The organism is Caballeronia glebae (assembly GCF_001545035.1).
In the GTDB taxonomy this organism is placed as follows: domain Bacteria; phylum Pseudomonadota; class Gammaproteobacteria; order Burkholderiales; family Burkholderiaceae; genus Caballeronia; species Caballeronia glebae.
The window spans coordinates 69,312-95,228 of sequence record NZ_FCOJ02000010.1; the positions used below are offsets into that span (position 1 = coordinate 69,312).

The window sequence follows — 25,917 nt, forward strand, 5'->3', positions numbered from 1 at the left end:
CTTTATCGGAAGGGAAAAGTCGTTAGTCAAAGATCGCGTCAGTAACATCCACAAGATAAACCGACAAAAATAAAAGGCCGTTCACGTCGCCATGAACGGCCTTTCGCCGACACACAGCCTTCTTCAGTTCGATCCTGCTACTTTCGGTGCGTCTTCGTAGATGAGCAGCGGCTTGCCGTCGCCGTCGATCGTGTTGTCGTCGACGATCACCTTCGAAACGCCCTTCATGGTCGGTAGCTCGTACATCACATCGAGCAACGCCTGTTCCAGAATCGAACGCAGGCCGCGCGCGCCGGTTTTGCGGCGAATCGCCTTTTGCGCGATGGCCTGCAGCGCCGCAGGACGAATTTCCAGTTCGACGCGTTCCATTGCGAAGAGCTTGTGATATTGCTTCACGAGCGCGTTCTTCGGCTCGATCAGAATCTTCACGAGCGCGGCTTCATCGAGCTTGCCGAGCGTTGCCACAACGGGCAGACGGCCGATCAGTTCCGGAATGAGACCGAACTTGATCAGATCTTCCGGTTCGACCTCGCGCAGCACTTCGCCCGCATCGCGATCCTGCTTGCTCTTGACGCTCGCGCCGAAACCAATGCCGGTCTTCTCGGTGCGATCCGTGATGACCTTCTCCAGTCCGTCGAACGCGCCGCCGCAGACGAACAGGATGTTGGTCGTGTCGACCTGGATGAAATCCTGATTCGGGTGCTTGCGTCCGCCTTGCGGCGGCACCGACGCCATCGTGCCTTCGATCAGCTTCAGCAACGCCTGCTGCACGCCCTCGCCCGACACGTCGCGCGTGATGGACGGGTTGTCAGACTTGCGGCTGATCTTGTCGATCTCGTCGATGTACACGATTCCGCGCTGCGCCTTGTCGACTTCGTAATTGCAATTCTGCAGCAGCTTCTGAATGATGTTCTCGACGTCCTCGCCGACATAGCCGGCTTCGGTCAGTGTCGTTGCATCCGCGATCACGAACGGCACATTCAGCATGCGCGCGAGCGTCTGCGCGAGCAGCGTCTTGCCCGAGCCGGTCGGCCCGATCAAGAGAATGTTGCTCTTCGACAGCTCGATTTCGTCCTTCTTGTCGAGATGCTTGAGCCGTTTGTAATGGTTGTACACGGCCACCGCGAGGATCTTCTTCGCGCGTTCCTGGCCGATCACGTACTGATTGAGGAGATCGCTGATTTCCTGCGGGCTCGGCAGGTCGGACTTGCTCAGTCCGGCCTCCTCCGCGGCACCTGCTGCCTCGTCGCGAATGATCTCGTTGCACAGGTCTATGCATTCATCGCAGATGAATACCGACGGCCCAGCGATGAGTTTTTTCACCTCATGCTGGCTTTTGCCGCAGAACGAGCAGTACAGCAGCTTTTCGCTACTGGAACCTTTTTTGTCCGCCATAAATGTGTAAGCCTCCGGACACTCTTGTTACATGATACGCCCTTCGATTCGCCCACGCAGATTCGCACCCGCGAGGACAAATGAAGCGCGTTTTGGCGTTGCGCCGCAGGCGCGACTTCGCACTCTTGGCCGGCTCGTCTGCGAGCGCCGGCGCGGCGGCGCCGCTCCGAACGCCTTTAGGGACGCTTGTGAAGCACCTGGTCGACGAGGCCGTAAGCCTGCGCATCGTCGCCCGACATGAAGTTGTCGCGATCGGTGTCGCGCGCGATGCGCTCGACCGGCTGACCGGTGTGATGCGACAGCAACTGGTTCAGACGTTCCTTCAGGTACAGGATTTCCCGCGCCTGGATCTCGATATCCGATGCCTGACCGCGCGCGCCGCCGAGCGGCTGGTGAATCATCACGCGCGCGTTCGGCAGCGCGACGCGCTTGCCCTTCGCGCCGGCCGCCAGCAGGAACGCGCCCATGCTTGCGGCGAGTCCCATGCAGAGCGTGGAGACATCGGGCTTCACGAACTGCATGGTGTCGTAGATCGCCATGCCGGCCGAGACCGAGCCGCCAGGACTGTTGATGTACAGGCTGATGTCCTTGTCCGGATTCTCGCTTTCGAGGAACAACAACTGGGCGACGACGAGATTCGCCGACTGGTCGTTCACTTCACCGACAAGAAACACCACGCGCTCCTTGAGGAGGCGCGAGTAAATGTCATAGGCTCGCTCGCCGCGGCCGCTCGTTTCCACGACCATCGGAACGAGGCCGAGCGCCTGGGCTTCGAAGTCCCGCGATGCGTGGGACGCCAACGTATCGAGCAATTCAGCGCGAAAGGTCATGCAATTTCCTTGTTCGGAATAAGGGTACTGAACGACAAAGGAACATCCATTAGAACGGCATGCAAACGCCCAAACTTTAATGCAAAAAAGGCGTGCGAGCCGTCAATCCGACGACTCCGCACGCCCCTTGCCTAACGCGTCAGGCTTGCGCCGTTGCGCTGGCCAGTTCTTCGAAGCTGACTTCCTTGTCGGTCACCTTGGCCTTGCCCAGGACGAAATCGACGACGTTGCTTTCGACGACGTACGCTTCCATCTCGGCGAGGCGTTGCTGGTTCGAATAATACCAGCGGACGACTTCCTTCGGGTCTTCGTAGCTTTTGGCGAATTCGTCCACTTCAGCGCGAATCTGCTCGGGCTTCGCCTGCAGTTCGTTGGCCTTCACGAGTTCGGCCAGCACGAGGCCCAGCTTCACGCGGCGCTCTGCCTGCTCGGCGAACATTTCGGCCGGGATCGGTGCGTCGGCGGCGTTCGGCACGCCGCGCTGCTGCAGATCCTGACGAGCCATTTCGACGAGGCGCTGCTGATCCTGTTCGATCAGCGCCTTCGGCACGTCCAGTTCGGAGATTTTCAGGAGCGCGTCCATGACCTGGTTCTTCACGATCTGCTGCGTGCGGCGCTTCGCTTCACGTTCCAGATTGTCCTTGATCTCGGTGCGCATCTTCGTGAGATCGCCGTCTTCGATGCCGAGCGACTTCGCGAATTCCGCATCGATTTCCGGCAGATGCGGCCACTCGATCTTCTTCAGCGTGATCGTGAACTGCGCCGTCTTGCCCGCCACGTCCTTGCCGTGGTAGTCATCGGGGAATTTCAGATCGAACGTGCGCTCTTCGCCGGCCTTCAGGCCCGTCGCGGCTTGCTCGAATTCGGGCAGCATGCGGCCTTCGCCCAGCACGAACGCGAAATCCTGCGCGCTGCCGCCTTCAAACGCGACATCGTCGATCTTGCCGACGAAATCGAGCGTCACGCGGTCGCCTTCCTTGGCTGCCGTGTCCGCGCCGCCGTCGCCGTGCTCGCCGGATTCGCCGCGTGCGTGGAAATGCACGCGCTGCTTGCGCAGGATGTCGAGCGTGCGATCGACTTCGGCTTCGGAGATGGTCGTGACCGTGCGTTCGATTTCAGCGTTCGCCACGTCGCCGAGTTGCACTTCGGGGTAGACCTCGAAGGTCGCGTCGAAGGCGTAGTCCTCGGCCGGGGTTTCCGACTTCGGCGCGAAGCTCGGCTGGCCCGCCACGCGCAGGTTCTCGGCGCGCGTGACGTCGAAGAATTCCTTGCCGACCTTGTCGCTCAGCACTTCGGCCTCGACCTGGCCGCCGTACTGCTGCGTCACCATCTTGAGCGGCACCTTGCCCGGGCGGAAACCCGGCATGCGCACGGTCTTGGCCAACTGGCGGATGCGCGAATCCACTTCCTTCTGCACCGAGTCTTTCGGCAGGGAAATCGTCACGCGGCGTTCGAGCTTGCCGAGGTTCTCAACTACGTTAGCCATGGCTGAATTCGTCCTAAAGTAAATCGTAAAATTCGGTGTTCGGTTCTTCCGCGGTTCTAAAGGCGCGGGTCCGGATACGGCCTCTGCGTGAGCCGGCCGAAATCGACGCGGGCGCCGGAAGACGCGCAAAAAGCGTCTCGCGGGAGTGCCGGAACGTCGCCCGACACGGTGTCAGTCAACAGAGCCAAGCATTTTAGCAAACAATTCCGGCCGGCCCTTCCGACGAATCGATGAACAGAGTGTTTCGCCTTGCTTTGCCTCGGAAACGGCCATTTTTCCGGGCGGATTTCGGCGTAAATCCGCCTTTTCCCGACCCGCTCGGCCGCGCAGAATTCCCGCTATCGGCACGCCGCTATTTTGCGGCGCGCGCCGCGCTGATAAGCTTGCCGGCGCACGATTCAAGCGGCGAAGCGGCCCGGCGCGCGTTCCATTGCCGCAGGGCATGAAGGGCATGCAACAAAGGCATACATAAGGCCTCGCCGCGGCTTTTCAATCGTTCCTTCCACACCAGAACATTCGAGACACCATGCCGAACGCCACGTCTTCTGCTCCCGTAATTGTCATCGCTCCCGATTCGTTCAAGGGCTCGCTTTCCGCGGAAGGCGTCGCGAACGCCATCGCGGAAGGCATCAGGCGCGCGCGGCCGGATGCCGACATCCGTATCCGCCCGATGGCCGACGGCGGCGAAGGCACGCTCGACGCAATGCTCTCGGCGGGTGGCGAGCGCCGCATGCTCAACGTGCGCGGAGCGGCCGCAGCGCGCCGCGACGCCGCCACGGGCCTGCTCGACGACGGCGGCGCGATCATCGAGACGGCGGAAGTCGTCGGCATCACCGATCCCGACGGCATGGCCGTGCCCGTCAGCGAGCGCAGCACGCTCGGCATGGGCGAGGCGATCCGCGCGCTGCTCGATTCAGGCGCGCGCAAGTTCTACGTCGCGCTCGGCGGCAGCAGCACGAACGACGGCGGCGCGGGCCTGCTCGTCGGCCTCGGACTGAGACTCTTCGACGCGGCCGGCACGGAACTCGAACCGGTGCCGTCGGCGCTCGCGCAGGTCGCGCGCATCGACGCTTCGGGGCTCGATCCGCGCGTGAAGGACGCGGAGTTCGTCGGCATGTCCGATGTCGACAATCCGCTCACAGGCGATCACGGCGCGACTGCCATCTTCGGGCCGCAGAAAGGCGTGACGCCCGAGCAAGTGGCGACGATCGACGCCGCCCTCGCCCATTTCGCCGATGTGCTCGAACCCGCGATGGGCGTCACGAAACGCGATGAACCCGGCGCGGGCGCGGCGGGCGGACTCGGCTTCGCGCTGCACATGCTCGGCGCGCGCTTCGAGACGGGCGCGGAAGTGGTGGCGCGCGAAATCGGGCTTGATGCCGCGCTCGAAGGCGCGAACTGGCTCATCACGGGCGAAGGCCGCTCCGACGTGCAGACGCTGCACGGCAAGGCGCCGTTCATCGCCTGCAAGCACGCGCGCGATCACGGAGTGCCGGCGTCGCTGCTGTCGGGCGCGGTGGATTCGGCCGCGCTGCCGCGACTCTCCGAATTCTTCAGCGGCTGCTTCTCGCCGGCTCCCGGGCCGATCACGCTCGACACGGCGATCCGCGATGCGGCGCGGCTGCTCGCCAACGAAGCCGAGCAGCTCACGCGGCTGAAGTTCGGGTCCAAATAAACCCGAAAGAGCCGCGCGGACTCGTCAGGCCGCCGCGCGCCTTGCTGCGAACGCGAGGCGGTCGAAGCACCAGACGGCGAGCATCGTCGCGCCCATCAGCGGGAAAATCATGCCGAGCAAGGTCAGGCTGCCGCGCCATGCGCGCATCGGCGGGCGCTTCGCCGGCCGCACCGGCGCGCCGAGTTCGCGCGCGGGCCGGCGCTTCATCCACATGATGAAACCCGTCACGGACAACGCAGCGAGCCCGAGCGAAATCGCCGAGCAAACGATCTGGTTCGCAAGCCCGAAGTAGCGCCCCATGTGCAGCGATGTGCCGTACGAGATCCATTTCGCGACGCGTCCGTAGCTCGCGTAATCGATGTCGGACAGCACGCGGCCGCTGTACTGATCGATGTGCAACGTGCGTTCGGCGCGCGGATCGGCGGGGAAATACGAGACCGTGTAGACGCCCGTGGGCTTCATCGGAAGCGCGATGCCGTAGTCATCGGCGATACCGTTTTTCGCGGCGAGCGCGACCACGTCGTCGATCGACACGCGCGCGGCCGATGGCGACGCAATCTCGCCATCCGGCACGGTCGTCGCGCCGACGGCCCACGGCGTCTGATGCAGCGGCAGATCGTCCATCTTCATCTGCATGCCGTGCATCGCGTGTTCGTCGGCCTGTTTCGGTTCGTGGGATGCCGCGGCGGGCGCGGTTGAATGCACATGCGCCTCGCCCCACGCGCCCTTCGGATAACCGAGCGATGCCGAAGTCGCGAGCGCCTTGAACTCCTTGCCCCACGATCCCGACCACGGCAGTCCGGAGAGCACGAAAAAGAGCGCGCCGAGCGCAATCCAGATGCCGCCCACCGCATGCAGATCGCGCCACCACGCGCGCCCTTGCAGCGAAAGACGCGGCAGCCACACGCCGCCCTTTCTCACGTTCGATCGGCCGGGCCACCACAGCGCGACGCCCGTGCCGATCATCACGAGCGTCCAGCATCCGGCGAGCTCCATCAGAAGTTCGCCGGTCTTGCCGAGCATCAAGCCGCGATGGAGATTGCGTATTTGCTTCATCAATCGATGTTCGACGGAAAGCGTGCCGAGCACCGCGCCGTCGTATGGGTTCACGTACACGCTTTCGCTTTCGCCCGAAGGCAGGCGAAAGACGAATTCGGCGCTGCGCGCGCGATCGGTTTCGATCTGCGCGAGCGTCGGCACGGCGCCGCGCGGTTCGCTTGCAGCGGCCTTTGCGAGCAGCGTCTCGCGTAACAACTGCGGGCCGTGCGTGTCGGCGACGACCATCCTGTCGCGATACATCAGCGGCTCGATCTGCGGCTGGAAACAGTAGAGCGTGCCGGTGATCGCGAGCACGACCAGCAGGGGCATCACGAAGAGTCCCGCATAGAAATGCCAGCGCCACAGCGTGCGGCGATGCGCGATGACTTCCGCGCTCGACGTCGCTGGCGCCGCGTTCGGATTGGGTGCAAGCATGGCGATTCTCGTTGAATGTGTTTCGGTGAAAGCGCGTCGGGGATGCCGACACTCGGTTCCGTGCGCTTCGTCGGCTCGACGGCGCATTCGTGGATGTGCCGCCGCTCTAACGTACCGTCAGGGTCGTGGCCGTATTCCCGGGCGTGCGATGGACCGCCGCTCCGGCATGGCGCGATTCGGTGAAACGATGTGCTGACGAGCGATCGCGCGCGTTCTTCGCGCTCATGTGCGCGACGAACATCGGGGCGACCGGACGAAAGACAGCTTCAGGAAAGAAAGGGAGGCGCGCGCGGGCTCGCGGCGTTGAAGGACTTGGACGCGACGCGATCGACGTTCGCGAATGCCGGCACGCGCGCGACGCGCTCGATCGGCGCGACATCATGCTCGACGCGCGGGGCGATCGGCAGATCGTGCGCGAGCAGTCCGCAGTACGCGCAGGCGTCGAAATGACTCGCGGCGTCGTGCGGTGCGGTTTGCGCGCCGGCGTGATGCGCTTCGTGCGCGTCCGTGGCTGATGTATCGACCGCGCAGAGCACCGCCCGGGGACCCGCGACGTTGCGCGCGGCAAGCGTCTGGCTGATGACCGGCGCGACAATGGCAAGCCACATGGCGGCGATGCCGAGCCATGCGACGAAGCGATTGCGCGCGTTGCGAGTCATGAGCGGGAATGTCGATGCTGAAGCGGAAGGTTGACCGGGATTGTAGGCAGCCGATCTGCAAGCCGCAATCTTCGGGCGCGTATGCCCGGGATCGTTGTGCATGTGGGCCTATCGCGCGCTCGCTCGCTGCGCAAGAAGCGGCGACGCGATTTCACAGACATCGGCAGATGAATCGGTTAGAATCTCCGGCTTGGCACAGTGGACCGGTGCCTGACACGGCGGCATCGCCGGGCGCGGGTCATCGCCCGCAACAGCCCAGAGCGCCTGCCGTGCTGCGAGGATGGCGGAATTGGTAGACGCACCAGGTTTAGGTCCTGACGCCCGCAAGGGTGTAGGGGTTCGAGTCCCCTTCCTCGCACCACACAAAACCCCTTTCATCGGCAAAGGGGTTTTTGTTTTTGTGGCTTTCGGCTTGGCCGGTTAAATGCTGATATCGCCCAACTCGACCGTCATCACCTCGCCTTTCGCCTGCGAGCGGCCATCGAAGTCTATGCCCGCCCGTTCCATCGCGTGCCTGATCGCGTCAGGCATCTGATCGCTCGCGCGGACGGCGGCGATCGGCCGGTCGACGTGCGACAGGAACCGCCGCACGCAGGTCGGCTGCCAGATCACGAAGACGTTGAGCGGATAGATGAGCCTGGCGTCGCTGCGACGATTCGCGGTGATGTGCAGACCTGCCGTCGGCGAGACGTGCATCTGACGCGGGCATACGCGAAAGTCGAAGCCGAAATCCGTCGCCACGCTTCTCACGAGGCGCGGCAAAAATTTGTCGCCGAATTGCCGATTCTCGGATTTGCTCAAGGCCATGAATGCCTCCGGCTTCAGCCGCCGATGGAGTCGATTGCCGCAGTGTTGCGCGCGCGAACAACAGCGTCGGTGGTTCGGCGCACAATCTTGCCGCGAGGCTGCCGGCAGCGAAGCCGCGCCTCGCCGGATAAAATGGGCGCCCGCGCGCCGGTCCGCCCGCGTGGCGAACCGCAAGACAAGAAAAGCGCGACGCCTCCCTCGAACTCCCACAAGCCCCGTTCGTGAATTTCGACGATTACTGCCAGCAAAAGGCCGCCCCTGAAGGTTCCGGCACGTACTACGCGCTGCGCCGCGCGCCGGCGGCGAGTCAGCCGCTTCTGACCGCGCTCTACGCCCTCTATCGCGAGCTCGAAGAGACCGTGAAGGAAACCAGCGATCCGACCATCGGCCGCACCAAGCACGTATGGTGGCAGACCGAACTCGGCCGGCTCGATGGCGGCGAGCCCACGCATCCCGTCACGAAGGCGTTGCAGGCGCACGCGGGAGACGCCGCGCACCCGGTTCTGGACGATGCCGGGCGCGCGTCGCTCGCTGCCGTCGTCGACGGTTTCGGCATGGATCTCGATCAGGCGCGCTATCTCGACTGGCCCGGCTTCCGGCGCTATCTCGATCAGACGGGCGGCGCATTCGCGACGGCGCTGGCACGCGCGAGCGCACGCGATCCGCAGCAGGCCGCGGTGTGGGCCGCGCCGCTCGGGTCGGCGTTGTTGCTCGCCGAACGCGTTCAGGACGTCGGCGACGATGCGCGCAATGGCCGCATCTATATTCCCATCGACGAGTTGCAGCGCTTCAGCGTGACGGCCGCCGACATCATCAATCGCAAATACGGCGATGCGTTCGTGGATCTCATGCGCTTTCAGACCGGACGCGCCCGGCAAGCGCTCGACGATGCATTGGCCGCGATTCCCGCTTCGGAACGCGCGACGCAACGCGTGCTGCGCGCGCAGGCCGCGCTGTCGCTCGCGCTCTTCGACGAGATCGAGCGGGAAAACTTTCAGGTGCTGCATCAACGCATCGCGCTCACGCCGATCCGCAAGCTGTGGATCACGTGGAAGACGCGTTAGACGCGAAGAATCCGCAGCGGCTCGAAGCGCGCGCCGAGGATCGATGAGGAATCGACCTGACCGCATGCGTCGAGCACGGTCGCATAGAGCCTTCTGAAGTCGACGCCGACCGGCAAGCCGCCGTCCGCATCGAGTCGATCGAGTTGCGGCGGCATGCCGAAAAGTCCGCCGCGCACGCGTCCGCCCATCATGAAATGCGCCGCGGCCGCGCCGTGGTCCGTGCCGCCGGCCGCATTTTCCCGCGCGGTGCGTCCGAATTCCGAACGCGTCATCACGAGCGTGCGGCTCCATGCGCCGGACGCGATCAACGACGCCCGCAGCGATGCGAGTTGCGAAGCGAGACCGGCAAGACGCGCCGCATGCCGATCCAACTGATTCTCGTGCGTGTCGAAACCATGCAACGTGATGCGACTTACCGTCACGCTTGACGCATGGAATTCGTTCACGCGATCGAGCCATCCATCGGCGCGATATTCATCGGCATGCGACGCAGTGTCCCAGATCTGGCGCGAGCGGAAATGCGAGCGGTTGGGTGCGTCGTAACCGACGCCCTGCACGATCGCCAGATCGCGCGCGCGCCACGCGCTCATCAGCGGCAGCAGCGACGGATGTAGAGCCGTGCGTTCATCGAGCATCAACGCGCGATCTCTCGATATCGCGAGGTGCGGCCGCAACACGCGATAGCGCGCGTCGGCGATCGGGATAACCGTGTTGAGCGCATCGTTGCCGCCTTCGAGATCGACGAGCACGAGCGAGCGAATGGAAGACGAAGTATCGGAATGTGCGATGGCGCACGCATCGCTGATACTGCCCGCGCATCCCGCGAACGCACCGGCAATCGAGAGGAATTGACGTCGGTTCATCGCGAAAACGCGTGGCTTACCGCTTATAGAGATCGCGCACCGCTTCTTCGATGTGCTGGCGCAAGAGACGCCGCTCGTCGGCGGTCATCACCGTGTGGCGTGGCGGACGCGCGGGCGGAGTCTGGTCGACTTGCTGGATGGGTTGCATGGCCGGCGCTTTCGGATCGTGATCGTGGCTGGAAGAGGCCGAACCTTTGCTCACGCGCTGCTGCGCGCGAATCATGCGGCCATCGAAACGATTCGGGGAACTCGTGAAGCCCGTCGACTGCGCATAGGCGTGAGGCGTGCTCAGTACTGCGTAAAGCGCACTGGCAAGAAGTGTATTTCTGAGAATGCGCTCGGTGCGCACGGGTCCGCGCTGCCGCGCTCCCTTCATGTTGTTCCCTTCGTTGCTCGACAACCGGACAGCCTCAGTCTTTTCGCGCACGTTTATCCGTGGCTTGGTCGGGCGCACGACGCGCTGGTCTAATGGAGTATCTACCGAATGGCGGGCTTAGGTAAAGCAGTGTACGCACCAAAATCTTAGGCCGTGCCACAGGTCCCGTAAATTTTGTAACGAACTGTTACACTCGCTTTTGTTACAAACTCGGTGCTTGAACAAACGCGCTAAGATGCCGCCATGGAAACCAAGAACCCTTCAAAAATTCTCGTTGTCGACGACGATCCGCGCCTGCGCGATCTGCTGCGGCGTTACCTCGGCGAACAGGGCTTCAACGTGTACGTTGCGGAAAACGCGCCGTCCATGAACAAGCTCTGGGTGCGCGAGCGTTTCGATCTGCTCGTCCTCGATCTGATGCTTCCCGGCGAAGACGGTCTTTCCATCTGCCGGCGTCTGCGCGGCAGCAACGACCGCACGCCTATCATCATGCTCACCGCGAAGGGCGAGGACGTCGATCGCATCGTCGGTCTTGAAATGGGCGCGGACGACTATCTGCCGAAGCCTTTCAATCCGCGCGAACTCGTCGCGCGCATTCACGCGGTGCTGCGTCGTCAGACGCCGTCCGAATTGCCGGGTGCGCCGTCCGAAACCACCGAAGTATTCGAGTTCGGCGAGTTCGCACTGAATCTCGCGACGCGCACGCTCACGAAGAACAGCCAGGAAATTCCGCTGACGACCGGCGAGTTTTCGGTGCTCAAGGTGTTCGCGCGCCATCCGCGTCAGCCGCTTTCGCGCGAGAAGCTGATGGAGCTCGCGCGCGGCCGTGAATACGAAGTGTTCGACCGCAGCCTCGACGTGCAGATCTCGCGCCTGCGCAAGCTGATCGAGCCCGATCCCGGCAGTCCGCGTTTCATCCAGACCGTGTGGGGCCTCGGCTATGTCTTCATCCCCGACGGCGCGGCCTGATCGATCTTTAAGCGAGTTTCGTCACGCTTTCCCCACTTCACCGAGCTGAACCCGACAGACTCATGCGCATCGACAGGCGGCTACTGGCGCTCGCGTTCGGCGGCCTGTTCTGGCGAACCTTCGCGCTGATCGCACTGCTCATCGCAGTCAGTCTCACGGCGTGGTTCCAGAGCTTTCGCGTGATCGAGCGCGAACCGCGCGCGCAGCGCGTGGCGCTTCAGCTCGTCGCCGTGGTCAAGCTCACGCGCACCGCCCTGCTCTATTCCGACCCCGATCTGCGCCGCGCGCTGCTTCAGGATCTGGAGAGCAACGAGGGTGTGCGCGTGTATCCGCGCGAGACCAGCGACAAGTACAAGCTGCAGCCCGATGAATCGCTCAACCGGCTGATCGAGCGCGACGTGCGCGGGCGGCTCGGCAACGAGACGATCATCGCGCAGTCGGTGAACGATATTCCCGGCGTCTGGATCAGCTTCAAGATCGACGACGACGATTACTGGGTCGCGCTCGATCGCGATCAGCTCGACACCGTCACCGGCCTGCAATGGGCCGGCTGGGGCGTGTTCGCGCTCGCGCTGTCGCTCTTCGGCGCGGCGTTCATCACGAGTCTTGTGAACCGGCCGTTTGCGCGGCTGGCGCTCGCGGCGCGCAAGGTCGGCTCGGGACAATCGCCGGAGGCTTTGCCCGAACGCGGCATGGGCGTTGCGGCGGAAACCAATCGAAGCTTCAACCAGATGGTGCAGGATCTCGAACAGCTCGAAGCCGACCGCGCGCTGATGCTCGCGGGCATTTCGCACGATCTGCGCACCCCGCTCGCGCGCCTGCGTCTCGAAACGGAAATGAGTCCGTCGGACGAAGCGACCAAGCTCGCAATGGTCGACGACATCGAGCAGATGGACATGATCATCGGACGCTTTCTCGACTATGCGCGGCCAATGCAGCGCATGCCCGAGGCCGTGGATCTGTCGATGATCGCGGGCGAGCTTGCCGCCCGCTTCCAGGCCGACGACGGCGTCGTCATGCACACCGATCTTGCGCAAGGCGCGGTCATCGAGGGCGATCCCACCGATGCGCGGCGCGTGGTCGGCAACCTGCTCGAAAACGCGCGCAAATACGGCCGCAGCGAACACGACGACGTCGCACGCATCACGCTGCAGACGCGGGTCGTGCACGGCAGGGTCGAACTCTCCGTGATGGATGAAGGCTGCGGCATTCCCGACGATCAGGTCGCGCTCATCACGCGCCCGTTCTATCGGGTCGATACGGCGCGCACGCAGGCGAACGGCACGGGTCTCGGCATGGCGATCGTGCAGCGCCTCGTCACCCGGCAGCGCGGCACGCTGCGTCTGCGCAACCGCACGCCCCTGCCCGGGTTCGAAGTGACCATCGATTTCCCGTCCATGAAAGGCGGCGTCCGTTTCGACGGCTAAGCGTGCGCTCTATCGGCGCCTTCGCGAAAATCTATCCGATTTGTTCGTTAAAAACTATCGAATCAATTATTTAAATAAAGTTAAGATGAACCGGGTTAACGCTCAACGCGCCTGGCACGAAAGTGTCATGCGGGCGTTACGGCGATCCAGTAATTTGGTTGGCGCTTGTTCTTTCAACGATTTCACAGGAGTTTCCGCATGAAGACCGTTGGCGATAAAGTCGAAGCGTTCACTGTCACCGCTGCAAAGCCGGGTTTCAATCATCCCGAAGAGAACGGTCAGTCGGCCTTCGAGGAAATCACCGAGCAATCCTTCCCGGGCAAGTGGAAGATCATTTATTTTTATCCGAAGGACTTCACGTTCGTGTGCCCGACGGAAATCGTCGAGTTCGCGAAATTGGCGAGTGATTTCGAGGACCGCGACGCGATTCTGCTCGGCGGCAGCGTCGATAACGAGTTCGTCAAGCTGGCGTGGCGCCGCGAGCATAAAGACCTGAACAAGCTGAATCACTACGCGTTCGGCGACGTGAAAGGCGAACTGATCGATCAGCTCGGCGTGCGCGACAAGGAAGCCGGCGTGGCCCTGCGCGCGACCTTCATCGTCGATCCGGACAACGTCATTCAGCACGTGTCGGTCAACAACCTGAACGTCGGCCGCAGCCCGGAAGAAGTCCTGCGTATTCTCGACGGTCTGCAAACGGATGAACTGTGTCCGTGCAACCGCGCTGTCGGCGGCTCGACCCTGTAAGCGTTCCTGGATGCCGCGAAGCCCGCCATCGCGCCGAATGTGTTCGGCCGAGCGGCGGGCTTTTTAACGCACTCGAAAAGGAGAAAACGATGGAATTTCTGTCTGCGATCAAGGGACTGGTGCCCGACTACGCAAAGGACATCCGCCTGAATGTCGACGGCACGATCGCGCGCTCGTCGCTCGAAGGCAATGACGCGGTCGGCGTGGCGCTTGCCGCCGCGTATGCCGCGAAAGCGCCGAAAGTTGTCGCGATCATTCGCGAAGCGGGCGTGTTGTCGCCGGAAGAGACGAATGCCGTGCTCACAGCCGCCGCGCTGATGGGCATGAACAACGTCTGGTATCCGTATCTGGAAATGGCCGACAACGCCGACCTGAAGACGCAGCCCGCCGGCTTGCGCATGAACGCATACGCGTCGCACGGCGGCGTCGGCAAACGGCGCTTCGAGATGTACGCGCTCGCGGCGTCGATCGTCGGCAAGTGCCATTTCTGCGTGAAATCGCACTACGAGAATCTCGTGGCCGAAGGCATGTCGACGACGCAATTGCGCGACGTCGGCCGCATCGCGGCGGTGATCAACGCCGTCGCGCTGACGATCGAAGCCGAAGGGAAGTGACGCTTCCCGCCACGCTTTCACGGCGTGGCGCTTCGCTCTACCCGTCGATCGACGTGCGGCGCAGCAGCACCGCGGCCTGCGCCTCGATACCTTCCTTGCGCCCGAGATAGCCGAGCTTCTCGTTCGTCTTGGCCTTCACGTTCACGCGGTCCACCGAGAGGTCGAGATCGGCGGCGATGTTTTCGCGCATAGCATCGATATGGGGGCTGAGCTTCGGCGCCTGCGCGATGATCGTGCTGTCGACGTTAGCGATCGCGAAACCCGCCTCCGACACACGTCTGAACGCTTCGCGCAGCAACACGCGGCTGTCCGCGCCGGCGAATTCGGTCGCCGTGTCCGGAAAATGCCGGCCGATATCGCCGAGCGACGCCGCCCCGAAGAGCGCGTCGGTGATCGCGTGCAGCAGCACGTCGGCGTCCGAGTGGCCGAGCAGACCGCGCTCGTAGGGAATCGTCACGCCGCCGATGATGAGCGGGCGGCCCTCGACGAGCTGGTGGACGTCGTACCCTTGTCCGATTCTGAAATCCATCGATGCAAACCTTGGTTGAGTGTGAGTCAGACGCTGCCGGAAAGCATTGCGCCCGCGAGCGCGAAATCTTCCGGATAAGTGACCTTGAAGTTGCGCAGGCTGCCCTGAACCAGCTTCGGCGAGTGCCCGAGCCATTCTATGGCGCTCGCTTCGTCCGTCAGGTCGTGGCCGTCGTGACGGGCACGCTCGATCGCTGCGCGCAGCATGCCGAGCCGGAACATCTGCGGCGTCTGCGCCTGCCAGAGCCCGTCGCGCGACTCGGTGCGGGCAATGCGTACATCGTCGGCGGGCGAACCGGGCATGTTCGGTGCGACGCGCTTCAAGGTATCCGCGACGGGCAGCGCGAGAATGCCGCCGATGGCATCATCGCGCAGTTCCGCGACAAGTTTGCGAATCAGCGCCGGCGTGATGCCGGGGCGCGCGGCGTCGTGTACGAGCACCCAGTCGTCGTCGCGCGCGCCGAATCTCGCGAGCGCGATAAGCCCGTTGTACACCGACGCCTGACGCGACGCGCCGCCGCAGCGCTCCACCGCGAAACGTAGTCCGGCGAAGCGGCGCGCGTCGAAATGATTGTCGTCCGGTGCAAGCACGACGAGCGTCTGCGAGAATTCGGAGCACGCGTCGAAGGCCGCGAGCGTGTACGCGAGCATCGGGCGGCCCGCGACCGTCTGGTATTGCTTAGGGCTGGGCGCGCCGGAGCGGCTGCCGGTGCCGGCGCAGGGAATCAGTGAGAACAGGCGGGAAGTCACGGGCGAATAGAGGGCAAATAAAGGGCAAATGAAGTGGGCAAAGTCAAAGTCGATGCCCGGATTTTATAATAGGTCTTTCGCGACCACGTCCCGCACAGTTGGGTTCGACTCTCCGAACCCGCGTTTGCCGGACGGCTCCATGCACACCTTATGCCTTCCAAAGCCGCCAAAGCGCAGTCCAGTTCCCCCATCGCGCTCGTGAAACCGGGTCAGCGCTTCGTCTTCGACGGCGCGAGCGGCTCGTCCGATGCGCTCGCCATTGCGCGCTATCACGCGGCGTATCGCGAGAGCGTGCCGCTCTTGACGGTCGTCACCGCGGGCGCGGTCGATGCGCAACGTCTCGCCGCCGAAATCCCCTTCTTCGCGCCCGATGCACGCGTGCGCCTTCTTCCCGACTGGGAGACGCTGCCGTACGACACGTTCTCGCCGCACCAGGATCTCGTCTCGGAACGTCTCGCGACCCTGCACGATCTCGGCGAAGGCCGCTGCGACATTCTCATCGTGCCCGCGACGACGGCGCTCTATCGCATGCCGCCCGCGTCGTTTCTCGCGGCTTACACGTTTTCGTTCACGCAGGGCGAGCGGCTCGACGAAACCAAGCTCAAGGCGCAGTTGACGCTCGCGGGCTATGAGCACGTGAGCCAGGTCGTGCGGCCGGGCGAGTATTGCGTGCGCGGCTCGCTCATCGACCTGTACCCGATGGGCTCGGCGCTGCCGTATCGCATCGACCTGTTCGACGATCAGGTGGACTCCATCCGCGCGTTCGATCCCGACACGCAGCGCAGCCTCTACCCCGTGCGCGACGTGCGGCTTTTGCCGGGCCGCGAGTTTCCGTTCGACGAAGCCGCGCGCACCGCCTTTCGCAGCCGCTGGCGCGAAGTCTTCGAGGGCGATCCGAGCCGCTCGCAGATCTACAAGGACATGGGCAACGGCGTGCCGTCGGCGGGCATCGAATACTATCTGCCGCTCTTTTTCGACGAAACCGCGACGCTCTTCCATTACTTGCCGCAAGGCTCGCAGCTCGCTTTCGTCGGCGACATGGATGCCGCGATCAAGCGCTTCACGCACGACACGAAGCAGCGCTACGACTTCCTCTCGCACGATCGCGAGCGGCCCTTGCTCGAACCGCGCCGGCTCTTTCTGACCGACGACGATTTCTTCACGTTCGCGAAGCCCTTCGCGCAGTTGAAGTTCCCCGCCACGCCCGAAGGCGGCTGGTCCGTGCCGTTGCCCGGACTCGCGATCGACCGTCACGCCGACGAGCCGCTGCTTGCGCTGCGCCACTATCTGGAGCAGACGGAAAATCGCGTCATGCTCGTCGCGGAATCGGCGGGACGTCGCGAGACGATTCAGCAATTGCTCGTCGACAACGGCCTGCGCAGCGAGTTGCGCGACACGTTCCAGGAATGGCTGGCTGCCGACGGCAAGTTCACGCTCGGCATCGCGCCGCTCGCCAACGGCTTCGCCCTGCCGACGGAAAAGCTTTCGATCGTCACCGAAACGGAGTTGTACGGACCGCTCGCGCGTCGCGCCGGACGACGCCGCCAGGAACAGGCGAGCAACGTCGATTCGATGGTGCGCGACCTCGCCGAACTGAAGATCGGCGATCCGGTCGTGCATGCGCAGCACGGCATCGGCCGATACATGGGCCTCGTGTCGATGGACCTTGGCGAAGGCGATACCGAGTTCCTGCATCTCGAATACCACAACGAAGCGAAGCTGTACGTGCCGGTCGCGCAATTGCACGTGATTTCGCGCTATAGCGGCGCGGACCCGGACAGCGCGCCGTTGCATACGCTCGGCTCCGGTCAGTGGGAAAAAGCCAAGCGCAAGGCCGCGCAGCAGATCCGCGATACGGCCGCCGAACTGCTCAACCTCTACGCGCGCCGCGCCGCGCGCGAAGGTTATGCGTTCAAGCTCGAACCGCGCGACTACACCAAGTTCGCGGAAAGCTTCGGCTTCGAGGAAACGCCCGATCAGGCCGCGGCGATCGTGTCCGTCATCGGCGACATGACGAGCGGCAAGCCGATGGACCGCCTCGTGTGCGGCGATGTCGGCTTCGGCAAGACGGAAGTCGCGCTGCGCGCCGCGTTTATCGCGGTGATGGCGGGCAAGCAGGTCGCGATTCTCTCGCCCACCACGCTGCTCGCGGAACAGCACACGCAAACCTTCACCGACCGCTTCGCCGACTGGCCCGTGCGCATCGCGGAGTTGTCGCGCTTCAAGAGCGGCAAGGAAGTATCGACTTCGATTCAGCAGATCAACGAAGGCTCGGTCGATATCGTCATCGGCACGCACAAGCTCTTGTCGAGCGATGTGAAGTTCAAGCAGCTGGGGCTCGTGATCATCGACGAGGAACATCGCTTCGGCGTGCGGCAGAAGGAAGCGCTCAAGGCCCTGCGCGCGGAAGTCGACGTGCTCACGCTCACCGCGACGCCGATTCCGCGCACGCTCGGCATGGCGCTCGAAGGTCTGCGCGATTTCTCCGTGATCGCGACCGCGCCGCAGAAGCGGCTCGCGATCAAGACCTTCGTGCGCCGCGAGGAAGACGGCGTGATCCGCGAGGCGATGTTGCGCGAACTGAAGCGCGGCGGCCAGGTGTACTTCCTGCACAACGAAGTGGAAACGATCGAGAATCGCCGCGCGATGCTGGAGGCGCTGGTGCCCGAGGCGCGCATCGCGGTCGCGCACGGACAGATGCACGAGCGCGAACTGGAGCGCGTGATGCGCGATTTCGTCGGCCAGCGCGCGAACGTGCTGTTGTGCACGACGATCATCGAGACCGGCATCGACGTGCCGAGCGCGAACACGATCCTCATGCATCGCGCGGACAAGTTCGGTCTCGCGCAGTTGCACCAGTTGCGCGGGCGTGTCGGGCGCTCGCACCATCAGGCATACGCGTATTTGCTCGTGCACGATCCGCAGGCGTTGACGAAGCAGGCGCAGCGCCGGCTCGAAGCCATTCAGCAGATGGAGGAGCTCGGCTCGGGCTTCTATCTCGCGATGCACGATCTGGAAATTCGCGGCACCGGCGAAGTGCTCGGCGACAAGCAATCGGGCGAAATTCAAGAGATCGGTTTCCAGCTTTATACCGACATGCTGAACGACGCCGTGCGCGCGCTGCGGGAAGGCCGCGAGCCAGATCTGAATGCACCGCTCGCGGCGACGACCGAGATCAATCTGCACGCGCCCGCGATCCTGCCGGCCGACTACTGCGCCGACGTGCAGGAACGCCTTTCCCTGTACAAGCGGCTTGCGAACTGTGAATCGAGCGATGCGATCGACGGCATTCTCGAAGAGCTCATCGACCGCTTCGGCAAGTTGCCGCCGCAGGCGCACGCGCTTGTCGAGACGCATCGGCTGCGACTCGCCGCGAAGCCGCTCGGCATCTCGAAGATCGACGCGGGCGAGCAGTCCATCTCGCTGCAGTTCATTCCGAACCCGCCTGTCGACGGCATGAAGATCATTCAGATGGTGCAGAAGCACAAGCACATCAAGCTGGCCGGGCAGGACAAGCTGCGCATCGAGTCGCGCAGCCCCGATCTCGCCGTGCGGATTTCGACCGTGAAAGAGACGTTGCGGGCCTTGGGCGCGCCGGTGCGACAGCCTGCTGCTGCACTGCGGTAAAGGCTTTGCGGAATTTCGGCTCCTGCGGGAAAGCCCTCGTTTGGGCTATGATCGAACTCTATCCGCAGGAGTTAAAACATGTCACAGATCGCTGAATCGGCGCATCTCGAAGCTTCATCTTCCTCGTCCGGTCTTTCATCGCCGATCTCGCTGCCGTGGGTCGAGCGCCTCGTTTCCATCGATACCGTCAGCCGTAATCCGAATCTCGGCCTGATCGAAACCGTGCGCGACGCATTGCGCCAGGCGGGTATCGAAGCGACCATTACCAACGATCCGCGCGGCCAGTGGGCGAATCTCTTCGCCACGGTCCCGGCGCACGACGGCGCGACCAACGGCGGCATCGTGCTGTCGGGTCATACGGATGTCGTGCCGGTCGACGGCCAGGATTGGCAGAGCGACCCGTTCAAGCCCGAAGTGCGCGACGGCCTGCTCTACGGCCGGGGCTCGTGCGACATGAAGGGCTTCATCGGCGCGGCGCTCGCCATGCTGCCGAAAATGCAGGCGACGAAGCTCGCGAAGCCCATCCACTTCGCGCTTTCCTATGACGAGGAAGTTGGCTGCGCCGGCGCGCCGCTGATGATCGCCGACCTGCAAAAGCGCGGCCTGAGGCCCGATGGCTGCATTGTCGGCGAGCCCACATCCATGCGCCCGATCATCGCGCACAAGGGCATCAACACGTACCACTGCTGCGTGCGCGGGTTCGCTGCGCACTCGTCGCTGACGCCGAAGGGTCTGAACGCCATCGAGTATGCGGCGCGGCTCATCTGCCACATCCGCGATCTCGTCGATGAGTTCCGCGCAAACGGCCCGTTCGACGAACTCTACGACGTGCCCTTCACCACCGGGCAGACGAGCACGATCAAAGGCGGCAACGCGATCAACACCGTGCCCGCCGAGTGCAATTTCGAGTTCGAATTCCGCAATCTGCCGACCATCGATCCGGACGGGATTTTCAAACGCATCGAGTCGTATGCGCACGAAACGCTGCTGCCGAAGATGTTGAAGGAACACGGCAACGCGGCAATCGAATTCACGAAGCTCGCGTCCGCGCCCGGCCTCGACGCCACCGAACAGGCCGCGATCACGCAACTCGTGCGCGCGCTCACGGAAAACCAGGAGAAGCACAAGGTCGCCTACGGCACCGAAGCCGGTTTGTTCGCGAACGCGGGCGTGCCGAGCATCGTGTGCGGGCCGGGCAATATCGAGCAGGCGCACAAGGCGAACGAGTACGTGTCGCTCGAACAACTCGTCCAGTGCGAGGCGTTCCTCGGCAAATTCATCCACAGCATGTCCGTCGAAGCACAGCCCCGCTGACCTTCTCTGAACAACAACAGGCCATGTCCACTGCCACGCAGCATTCCGACAATACGATCGACGGCACGCCCATTCCGACGCTCGACGAGATCGCCGAGCAGCACATGGCGCTCACGCCGTGGGTCGCGCGCACGCCAACCTTCGAGCGTCACGATTTTCCGACGCTCGAAGGCACGCCCGTCACGTTCAAGTTCGAACTATTTCAGGCGAGCGGCACGTTCAAGGCGCGAGGCGCGTTTTCGAACATCCTCGCGCTCACCGACAGCGAACGTTCGGCGGGCGTCACGTGCGTCTCGGCGGGCAATCACGCGGTGGCCGTGGCCTACGCGGCGCAGCGCATGCAAGTGGGCGCGAAGGTCGTCATCATCAAGAGCGCGAGCCCGGCGCGCGTGGCGCTTTGCCGGCGCTTCGGCGCGGAAGTCGTGTTCGCGGAGAATGTCGCCGAGGCGTTCGATGTCGTGCGGCGCGTCGAAGCGGAAGAAGGACGCGTGTTCATCCATCCGTTCAACGGCTATCGCACGGTGCTCGGTACGGCGACGCTCGGTTATGAGTGGACTTCGCAGGCGCCCGATCTCGACGCGGTGATCCTGCCGATCGGCGGCGGCGGCCTGGCCGCGGGCGTATCGACGGCGATGCGTCTCGCGAACCCGTCGCTGCATGTGTACGGCGTGGAGCCGGAAGGGTCCGACGCGATGAAACGCAGCTTCGAGGCGAATCACACGATCAAGATGGGCGCGATGCACGGTATCGCCGATTCGCTGATGGCGCCGCACACCGAGCAGTACAGCTATGAGCTGTGCCGGCGGCATATCGATGACATCGTCACCGTGTCGGACGGCGCGTTGCGTCAAGGCATGCTGCAGCTATTCAGCGAACTGAAGCTCGCCGTCGAACCGGCGTGCGCCGCCGCCACGGCCGCCCTGCTTGGACCGTTGCGCGAGCGCTTGCACGGCAAGCGCGTCGGCGTGCTGTTGTGCGGCACCAATACCGATCCGGCGACCTTCGCGAAGCATCTGGCGAACGCCTGAAATGCGCGCGGCCCCGTTCAGGGGCCGCGGTCTCATCCCTATTCCAAAGCGAGTCAGGCGTTACAACACCTCAGCGAGCCTTCTGCGTTCGCTGCGCTGCATGAACGCATTCGCCGCGATCACGCCCACCGTCACGAGCGCGATGAACAAGGTCGCGAGCGCGTTCATCTCCGCGTTCAGACCCAGACGCACGCGCGAGAACACGACCAGCGGCAATGTCGTCGAGCCGGGGCCGGACAGGAACGCCGACAGCACGAGATCGTCGATCGACAGCGTGAACGACAGCAGCCATCCGGCGACGAGCGCCTGCGAGATGAGCGGCAGCGTGATCGAGAAGAACACGCGCAGCGGCGTCGCGCCGAGATCGAGCGCGGCTTCCTCCAGCGACGGATTCAGTTCCCGCACGCGCGACTCCACGATGATCGCGACATACGAGATGCACAACATCACGTGCCCGATCCAGATCGTGAAGAAGCCGCGATCCGGCCATCCGATGAGCTTCGCCATTTCGACGAACAGCAGCAGCAGCGAAATGCCCTGAATGACTTCGGGAATCACGAGCGGCGCGTTGATCATGCCCGCGTAGAGCGTGAAGCCCCTGAAGCGCCCCATGCGCGCGAGCACGAAACCCGCCCACGTGCCGATCACGACCGACGCGCACGCCGTCAGAAACGCGATGCGCAACGAAAGCCACGCAGCGTTGATGAGTTCGTCGTCGGTGACGAGTGCGCGATACCACTTGAGCGACGGCTCGGTCCAGACGGTGACGAGCGGCGAATCGTTGAACGAATAAACGATGAGACTCAGGATCGGGATATACAGAAACGCAAACCCGAGGCCGAGCGCGGTGATTTGCAACGGACGGCTCACCTTGATCATCGCTTGCCCTCCAGTTGATTCGCCTGGAAGTGCTGGAAGAGCGCCATCGGCACGAGCAGCAGCAGGACCATCGCGCAGGTGACGGCGGAAGCCATCGGCCAGTCGGCGTTGTTGAAGAACTCGTTCCACATGACGCGGCCGATCATCAGTGTGTCCGCGCCGCCGAGCAGTTCGGGGATCACGTACTCGCCCACTGCCGGAATGAACACGAGCAGGCAGCCCGCGATGATGCCGTTCTTTGACAGCGGCAACGTGATCTGCACGAACGCCTTCCACGGCTTCGCGCCCAGATCGTAGGCCGCTTCGAGCAAGGTCAGATCCATCTTCACGAGATGCGCGTAAAGCGGCATCACGAGAAACGGCAAATACGAATACACCATGCCGATATAGACCGCGATGTTCGTGTGATACAGCTCGATCGGCGAATGCAGCAAGCCGATCGACATGAGGAAGTTGTTGAGCAGGCCGTTGTTCTTGAGAATGCCGATCCACGCGTACACGCGAATCAGGAACGACGTCCAGAACGGCAGCATCACGGCCATCATCAGGATGTTGCGCGAGGCCGGATTCGAGCGGGCGATGTAATACGCCATCGGATAGCCGATCAGCAGGCACAGCAGCGTCGACACCGCCGCGACCAGCAGCGAGTTCATGTAGGTCGCGAAGTACAGGCTGTCCTGCACGAGGAACGCGTAGTGCGCGAAATCGAGCGCGATATGCATCACGCCCTGTTCCATCGTCACGAGATCCGTGTACGGCGGAATGCCGAGCTGACTGTCCGAGAAGCTGATCTTCACGACGAGCAGGAACGGCACGAAGAACAGCAGCAGCAGCCACAGATACGGGCCGCCGATGACGAGCGTGCGTCCGGACACGCCGATGCGTTTGAGCCAGTTCATCATCATGCGGTCAGCACGACGCCCGCCGACGCGCTCCAGCGTACATAGACTTCGTCGTCGAAGCTGGGCGAATCGATTTCGCCGATTGCAAGGCTCGACAGGTTCGCGACCACGACCTTGCCGGAATCGAGCGTCACGTGATAGAGCGTATAGCCGCCCATATACGCAATGTTCGTGACCTTGCCGCGGCCCCAGTTGTACGTGCCTTCGGGCGGCTTGCGCGTGAGTGCGATGCGCTCAGGACGCACGGAGATCGTTACCGGCATGCCGAGCGGCCCGGTAATGCCGTGGCTCACATAGAGACGCACCGGCAGGTCCGGCGATTCGATGAAAATGGGATCCGGCTCGTCCTCGACGACATTGCCATCGAAGAGATTCGTCGAGCCGATGAACTGCGCCGAGAAGCGGGTGTTCGGATACTCGTAGACTTCGTGCGGCGTGCCGAGCTGCACGATCTGCCCTTCGCTCATCACGGCGAGGCGATTGGCCATCGTCATCGCCTCTTCCTGATCGTGCGTCACCATGATGCAGGTGACGCCGACCGTGTCGAGAATATTGACGAGCTCGATCTGCGTGCGCTGACGAATCTGCTTGTCGAGCGCGGACATAGGCTCGTCGAGCAAGAGAAGTTTCGGGCGCTTCACGAGGCTGCGCGCGAGCGCGACGCGCTGCTGCTGGCCGCCCGACAACTGATGCGGCTTGCGCTTGGCGAACTTCGCCATCTGCACGAGTTCGAGCGCGTTGCCGACGCGGTCCTTCAACTCGCCGCCTTTCACGCCTTCCTGTTTCAGCCCGAAGGCGACGTTCGCCTCCACGCTCATATGCGGAAAGAGCGCGTAGGACTGAAACATCATGTTGGTCGGCCGGTTGTACGGCGGCATCTTCGCGAGGTCTTCTCCGTCGATCAGGATTTGCCCTTCGGTCACGGATTCGAGCCCGGCGAGCATGCGCAGAAGGGTCGACTTGCCGCAGCCCGAGCTGCCGAGCAGCGCGAACAACTCGCCCTTCTTCACTGACAGGTTGACGCCCCGCACGGCCGTCGTCTCGCCGAATTTCTTCACGACGTCGACGATCTGCACGAAGTTGTCGTCCGTGTCCGGGGCCGATGGGGCACTGCCCGGCTCGCGACGGCCGGAATTAGGCGCTGCCTTCAACGCGCTCGACTGCTCACTCATGATTGCCTGTTCGACTCCGTGCTTCCATGCGTCTTTCGTGACGCGCCTCGCCGCGCGATGCGTGTCACGAACAAAGCCCCCGGCGGTCCAGGGGCTTCGTCGATCAAAAGAATAACCGGCTTCTGGATTTCATCGACCGGACTTGAATTCCGTCCAGAGCCGCGTCTGCAGGCGCTGGATTTCCGGCGGCAGCGGCTTTAGCAAGAACAGCGTCTTGATGACGTCCGGCGGCGGATACACGGCCGGATCGTTCGCGACATCCTTGTCCACGTACTTGCGCGCTTCGAGGTTCGCGCTCGGGTAGTACACCGCGTTCGTGATCGCCGCGTGAACCTGCGGCGTCTCGATGTAGTTGATCCACTCGTGCGCCGCGTCCTTATTCTTGGCGTCCTTCGGAATCGCCATTACGTCGAACCACACGGGCGCGCCGCCCTTCGGAATGTAGTACTCGATCTTGAACGCCTTCTTCGCCTCGACGGCGCGGTGCTTCGCGATCACGACGTCGCCCGACCAGCCGTAGGTGAAGCAGATGTCGCCGCCAACCATGTCGTTGATGTAACCCGACGAGTTGAACTGCGTGATGTACGGGCGGATCTTCTTCATCATCGCGAGCGCTTCGCGATAATCGGCCGGGTTCGTGCTCATCGGATCCTTGCCGATGTAGTGCAGCGCAGCCGCGAACATCTGGTCCGGCGCGTCGAGCACCGAGACGCCGCACGCCTTCAGCTTCGAAATATTCTCGGGCTTGAAGAGGATGTCCCAGTTGTTCAGTTCGGCGTTCGGGCCGAGAATCTGCCTGGCCTTGTCGACGTTGTAGCCGAGGCCGGTCGTGCCGTAGGCCCAGGGCACCACGTACTTGTTGCCCGGGTCCGCGCCTTCGACGAGCTTCATCAGGTCGGGATCGAGGTACTTCAGGTTGGGCAGCTTCGACTTGTCGAGCGGCGCGAAGATGTTCGCGGCGATCTGCTTGCCCGCGTAATTGCTCGTCGGCACGACGATGTCATAGCCGGAACGGCCGGTGAGAAGCTTGGCCTGCAGGGTGTCGTCGCTGTCGTAGTTGTCGTACTTCACCTTGATGCCGGTCTGCTTGGTGAAGTTGGGAATCGTGTCCTTCGCGATATAGTCCGACCAGTTGTATACGTTCAACTGCGTGTCCTTCGCGGATGCCGCGAGCGGAGTCAACATCGCGGCGCATGCCAGGGCGCCCGCCAGCTTGGCCGTGCGGCTCGCCAGTTTCTCGTGCATCTCGATTCTCCCTTGTTCCGACTTGTCACGACGTCGCGCCGCGCGGACCCGGCGCGTTTTCTTATCGCCGATCGACCCGCGACTCCC

The 25,917-nt window shown here is 63.3% G+C and carries 23 protein-coding genes and 1 tRNA gene; 10 read left to right on the top strand and 14 right to left on the bottom strand.

The window, feature by feature from the left end; genetic code table 11:
- Positions 1-123: 123 nt before the first annotated feature.
- The 3 genes from clpX to tig form a co-directional block, all read right to left on the bottom strand.
- A complete protein-coding gene (gene clpX, locus AWB82_RS09310) occupies positions 124-1,395 on the bottom strand; it encodes an ATP-dependent Clp protease ATP-binding subunit ClpX (protein WP_086966842.1) in 1,272 nt (423 codons plus the stop codon).
- A gap of 176 nt (positions 1,396-1,571) precedes the next feature.
- Positions 1,572-2,225 (bottom strand): ATP-dependent Clp endopeptidase proteolytic subunit ClpP, encoded by a 654-nt coding sequence (gene clpP, locus AWB82_RS09315; RefSeq protein WP_035498698.1) that lies wholly within the window; start codon positions 2,223-2,225, stop codon positions 1,572-1,574.
- A 139-nt stretch (positions 2,226-2,364) separates the two neighbouring features.
- The gene (gene tig, locus AWB82_RS09320) at positions 2,365-3,711 is read right to left on the bottom strand and encodes a trigger factor (protein ID WP_086966843.1); all 1,347 of its coding nucleotides are present in this window, start codon (positions 3,709-3,711) and stop codon (positions 2,365-2,367) included.
- 526 nt (positions 3,712-4,237) lie between these two features.
- Between tig and AWB82_RS09325 the strand changes: the two genes are divergently transcribed.
- On the top strand, positions 4,238-5,386 hold the full coding sequence (locus AWB82_RS09325; RefSeq protein WP_086966844.1) for a glycerate kinase: 1,149 nt from the start codon (positions 4,238-4,240) through the stop codon (positions 5,384-5,386).
- 24 nt (positions 5,387-5,410) lie between these two features.
- On the opposite strand, the gene AWB82_RS09330 is transcribed toward AWB82_RS09325, so the two are convergent.
- Both AWB82_RS09330 and AWB82_RS09335 read right to left on the bottom strand, forming a co-directional pair.
- Positions 5,411-6,859, bottom strand: a complete 1,449-nt coding sequence (locus tag AWB82_RS09330) for a PepSY-associated TM helix domain-containing protein (protein ID WP_086966845.1) — start codon at positions 6,857-6,859, stop codon at positions 5,411-5,413.
- A 266-nt stretch (positions 6,860-7,125) separates the two neighbouring features.
- Positions 7,126-7,518, bottom strand: a complete 393-nt coding sequence (locus AWB82_RS09335) for a DUF2946 domain-containing protein (RefSeq protein WP_086966846.1) — start codon at positions 7,516-7,518, stop codon at positions 7,126-7,128.
- Between the two features lie 274 nt (positions 7,519-7,792).
- Between AWB82_RS09335 and AWB82_RS09340 the strand changes: the two genes are divergently transcribed.
- Positions 7,793-7,879: transfer RNA gene (locus AWB82_RS09340), tRNA-Leu, on the top strand.
- Positions 7,880-7,938: 59 nt separating this feature from the next.
- Here AWB82_RS09340 and AWB82_RS09345 read toward each other — a convergent pair.
- Positions 7,939-8,325, bottom strand: coding sequence for a DUF5594 family protein (locus AWB82_RS09345; protein ID WP_086966847.1), 387 nt, complete (start codon positions 8,323-8,325; stop codon positions 7,939-7,941).
- Between the two features lie 221 nt (positions 8,326-8,546).
- On the opposite strand from AWB82_RS09345, the gene AWB82_RS09350 reads away from it, so the two are divergent.
- Positions 8,547-9,389: a squalene/phytoene synthase family protein gene (locus AWB82_RS09350; protein WP_086966848.1), complete on the top strand. Its 843-nt coding sequence runs from the start codon at positions 8,547-8,549 to the stop codon at positions 9,387-9,389.
- Here AWB82_RS09350 and AWB82_RS09355 read toward each other — a convergent pair.
- Together AWB82_RS09355 and AWB82_RS09360 are read right to left on the bottom strand one after the other, a co-directional pair.
- A complete protein-coding gene (locus tag AWB82_RS09355) occupies positions 9,386-10,252 on the bottom strand; it encodes a DUF1501 domain-containing protein (protein WP_086966849.1) in 867 nt (288 codons plus the stop codon). The genes AWB82_RS09350 and AWB82_RS09355 overlap by 4 nt on opposite strands.
- A 16-nt stretch (positions 10,253-10,268) precedes the next feature.
- On the bottom strand, positions 10,269-10,628 hold the full coding sequence (locus AWB82_RS09360) for a hypothetical protein (protein ID WP_086966850.1): 360 nt from the start codon (positions 10,626-10,628) through the stop codon (positions 10,269-10,271).
- A gap of 243 nt (positions 10,629-10,871) precedes the next feature.
- Here AWB82_RS09360 and ompR point away from each other — a divergent pair, with 243 nt between their 5' ends.
- The 4 genes from ompR to AWB82_RS09380 all read left to right on the top strand — a co-directional run bounded on the left by ompR (position 10,872) and on the right by AWB82_RS09380 (position 14,385).
- Positions 10,872-11,597 carry an osmolarity response regulator transcription factor OmpR gene (gene ompR, locus AWB82_RS09365; protein WP_086966851.1) on the top strand — a complete coding sequence of 242 codons (726 nt, stop codon included), beginning with the start codon at positions 10,872-10,874 and terminating at the stop codon, positions 11,595-11,597.
- Positions 11,598-11,659: 62 nt separating this feature from the next.
- Positions 11,660-13,024, top strand: coding sequence for an ATP-binding protein (locus AWB82_RS09370; protein ID WP_086966852.1), 1,365 nt, complete (start codon positions 11,660-11,662; stop codon positions 13,022-13,024).
- Positions 13,025-13,222: 198 nt separating this feature from the next.
- The gene (locus AWB82_RS09375) at positions 13,223-13,771 is read left to right on the top strand and encodes a peroxiredoxin (RefSeq protein WP_086966853.1); all 549 of its coding nucleotides are present in this window, start codon (positions 13,223-13,225) and stop codon (positions 13,769-13,771) included.
- An 89-nt stretch (positions 13,772-13,860) separates the two neighbouring features.
- Positions 13,861-14,385, top strand: coding sequence for a carboxymuconolactone decarboxylase family protein (locus AWB82_RS09380; RefSeq protein ID WP_086966854.1), 525 nt, complete (start codon positions 13,861-13,863; stop codon positions 14,383-14,385).
- A gap of 37 nt (positions 14,386-14,422) precedes the next feature.
- Here AWB82_RS09380 and ispF read toward each other — a convergent pair whose 3' ends face one another.
- Together ispF and ispD are read right to left on the bottom strand one after the other, a co-directional pair.
- Positions 14,423-14,914, bottom strand: coding sequence for a 2-C-methyl-D-erythritol 2,4-cyclodiphosphate synthase (ispF, locus tag AWB82_RS09385; protein WP_086966855.1), 492 nt, complete (start codon positions 14,912-14,914; stop codon positions 14,423-14,425).
- A gap of 26 nt (positions 14,915-14,940) precedes the next feature.
- Positions 14,941-15,663, bottom strand: a complete 723-nt coding sequence (gene ispD / locus AWB82_RS09390) for a 2-C-methyl-D-erythritol 4-phosphate cytidylyltransferase (protein ID WP_086966856.1) — start codon at positions 15,661-15,663, stop codon at positions 14,941-14,943.
- A gap of 150 nt (positions 15,664-15,813) precedes the next feature.
- Here ispD and mfd point away from each other — a divergent pair, with 150 nt between their 5' ends.
- The 3 genes from mfd (at position 15,814) to AWB82_RS09405 (ending at position 21,632) form a co-directional block, all read left to right on the top strand.
- Positions 15,814-19,290 carry a transcription-repair coupling factor gene (gene mfd, locus AWB82_RS09395; protein ID WP_086966857.1) on the top strand — a complete coding sequence of 1,159 codons (3,477 nt, stop codon included), beginning with the start codon at positions 15,814-15,816 and terminating at the stop codon, positions 19,288-19,290.
- A gap of 78 nt (positions 19,291-19,368) precedes the next feature.
- A complete protein-coding gene (gene argE / locus AWB82_RS09400; protein WP_086966858.1) occupies positions 19,369-20,604 on the top strand; it encodes an acetylornithine deacetylase in 1,236 nt (411 codons plus the stop codon).
- A gap of 23 nt (positions 20,605-20,627) precedes the next feature.
- Complete coding sequence (locus tag AWB82_RS09405; protein ID WP_086966859.1) at positions 20,628-21,632, top strand: threonine/serine dehydratase; 1,005 nt, start codon at positions 20,628-20,630, stop codon at positions 21,630-21,632.
- 60 nt (positions 21,633-21,692) lie between these two features.
- Here AWB82_RS09405 and AWB82_RS09410 read toward each other — a convergent pair whose 3' ends face one another.
- The 4 genes from AWB82_RS09410 to AWB82_RS09425 all read right to left on the bottom strand — a co-directional run bounded on the left by AWB82_RS09410 (position 21,693) and on the right by AWB82_RS09425 (position 25,830).
- Complete coding sequence (locus AWB82_RS09410; protein WP_086966925.1) at positions 21,693-22,508, bottom strand: ABC transporter permease subunit; 816 nt, start codon at positions 22,506-22,508, stop codon at positions 21,693-21,695.
- Entirely contained in the window at positions 22,508-23,416 is a 909-nt protein-coding gene (locus tag AWB82_RS09415) for an ABC transporter permease subunit (protein WP_086966860.1), read from the bottom strand. The genes AWB82_RS09410 and AWB82_RS09415 overlap by 1 nt, the downstream gene beginning before the upstream one ends.
- Positions 23,413-24,585: an ABC transporter ATP-binding protein gene (locus tag AWB82_RS09420; RefSeq protein ID WP_086966861.1), complete on the bottom strand. Its 1,173-nt coding sequence runs from the start codon at positions 24,583-24,585 to the stop codon at positions 23,413-23,415. Before AWB82_RS09420 ends, AWB82_RS09415 begins: the two co-directional genes overlap by 4 nt.
- 129 nt (positions 24,586-24,714) lie before the next feature.
- Positions 24,715-25,830, bottom strand: coding sequence for a polyamine ABC transporter substrate-binding protein (locus tag AWB82_RS09425; protein ID WP_407642983.1), 1,116 nt, complete (start codon positions 25,828-25,830; stop codon positions 24,715-24,717).
- Positions 25,831-25,917 lie beyond the last annotated feature (87 nt).